Source organism: Vibrio sp. Vb1026, assembly GCF_033338745.1.
Lineage (GTDB): Bacteria > Pseudomonadota > Gammaproteobacteria > Enterobacterales > Vibrionaceae > Vibrio > Vibrio alginolyticus.
The window spans coordinates 1-1,782 of the sequence record NZ_JAWOTH010000061.1 but is presented as its reverse complement, the minus strand read 5'-3'; the positions used below and the strand labels follow the sequence as shown (position 1 = coordinate 1,782).

The following is a 1,782-nucleotide window of genomic DNA, read 5'->3' as shown; positions in this document are numbered from 1 at the left end:
CTCTCATTCTTTAATAAAATAGTGGCATATCCACTTATTAAAGAGTGCTTATTATGTCTTTGCCATTTCTCTTTCATAGCCAGACGGTTGATGGTTTAGCCTTCGATGGTAAACGCGTGAAGGTCTGTCTAAAAACAGAAGCGTTAACATTTGATGCTGTTTATGCGCGTATTGAGCCAGACAACGAAGAATACCTTGTCGCCATGGTGCAATGCGGCAGAGTTGGAGAGTTACTGCTGTGGGAAGTATCGTTCGAGCCGAATAGAGATCGAGACATCACCCACTATGTATTTAAAGTCGTTAGAAACGGTCAGCAATATTGGCTAGACGCACGTGGAGTGCAAAAACGTATTCCGCCCAAAGAATTTCATTTCAAATTGAATGTAAACCATCAACCGCCAAAGTGGGTTCAAGAACAAGTTTTCTATCAGATTTTTCCTGATCGTTTTGCCGCGAGTCAAAGTGAGTCTGCGATTCGTGAAGCGTACTGCGAGTACGATCCTGATGCTGTGATTAAAACGTGGGGAGAACCAGTAGGGAATCACCAAAACTCTGGGGCACGTGAGTTCTTCGGTGGTGATTTAAAAGGCGTTGAGCAAAAGCTTGGATACCTTGAACAATTGGGTGTGACCGCACTGTACTTCAATCCGATTTTTTCCTCGCCAAGTAACCATAAGTACGACACCACGGATTATTTCACGATTGATCCTATGCTCGGCACCAACGAGCATTTTGCGTCATTGTGCGAACAAATCCGCAGCAAAAACATGAAGATCGTATTGGATGCGGTCTTTAACCATACTTCTGTGCATCACCCTTGGTTTGATATTCAGCAGAAAGGGAAAGGCGCGTACGGGAATCCTAAATCCGATTTTCGCGACTATTACTTCTTTGATGGGGAGAGTAATCACTATATTGGCTGGAAAGGTATCGACAATCTGCCGGTATTGAATTTTGAGAATCACGAAGTCAGAGAATATATCTACCAAGGTGAGGCATCGGTTATCAAACATTGGCTGAAGCCGCCATATTCCGTGGATGGCTGGCGTTTTGATGTCATTCATATGCTAGGTGAAGGGGAGGGGGCGAAAAACAACGCTCACTACGTGAAAGCATTTCGCCAAGCGACCAAATCCGTTAATCCGAATGCTTATGTGTTAGGTGAGCATTTTTTTGAGGCGACTCAATGGCTGCAAGGGGAGCAAGAAGACGGCGCGATGAACTACTACGGTTTTGCCCACCCTGTTCGAGCGTTTATCGCGCATCAAGACATCACGTATGACCCAATCGATATAGATGGTTTTGAGTTCAAAGCGTGGTTGGATGAAGCCAGAGCAAAAGTTCCTTTTGCCAATCAGCTCTCACAACTCAATCAACTTGATAGCCATGACACGGCACGTTTTCTCACCTTGGTGAATGGGGATGAGAAAAAAATGCAAATCGCGTTGGCCTTACTCATGACTTATGTCGGCGCACCATGCATTTATTATGGTAGTGAAGTCGGTCTTGAGGGAAGCTTTGACCCAGATAACAGACGTTGTTTCCCTTGGCATTTAGTTCAGGGTTCGCCTTGGCTTCACCTGTACCAACCGTGGATTGAAATTCGCAAACAGTTCAAAGCCCTACAATCTGGCAGCATGCAATGGCTTTATTGTGACGAAAGAGCATTTGCTTATGCAAGACAGCTTGGTGAAGAGACGATCATTGTTGCAGTCAATATTGGTCTACAAGAAAGCACGATTGACCTACCATTGTGGCAGTTAGGCTTGAATGCGAAACACT

General features: G+C 44.8%; 1 protein-coding gene. It reads left to right on the top strand.

Annotated features, from left to right (window positions below; all coding sequences use genetic code 11):
- Positions 1-53: 53 nt before the first annotated feature.
- On the top strand, positions 54-1,782 hold a 1,729-nt coding region (gene malZ, locus R7E47_RS24135; RefSeq protein WP_318085180.1), incomplete at its 3' end, for a maltodextrin glucosidase.